A 253-nucleotide genomic window follows, 5' to 3' on the forward strand; every position below is an offset into this window, starting at 1 on the left:
TGAGGCTGGGCTTGCTTAGGCGCAGACTGCTGCTGAGGCGCATAGTTTTGCTGTTGTGACTGCTGAGCCGGTTGCTGAGGCTGTCCCCAACCGCCCTGCTGCTGCTGACCGCCCATAGGAGCACCCTGGCCCTGACCACCAGCACGGCCGCCAAGCATTTGCATGATGCCGTTATAACCCTGAACAACCACTTCAGTGCTGTAACGATCCTGACCGCTCTGGTCTTGCCACTTACGGGTCTGAAGCTGACCTT

1 pseudogene is annotated in these 253 nt (G+C 58.9%); it reads right to left on the reverse strand.

From position 1 onward, the window contains the following. Positions 1–253, reverse strand: a pseudogene (locus tag ACYP03_RS27085) (single-stranded DNA-binding protein); the annotation flags it as partial.

Source organism: Photobacterium sp. R1, assembly GCF_054600795.1.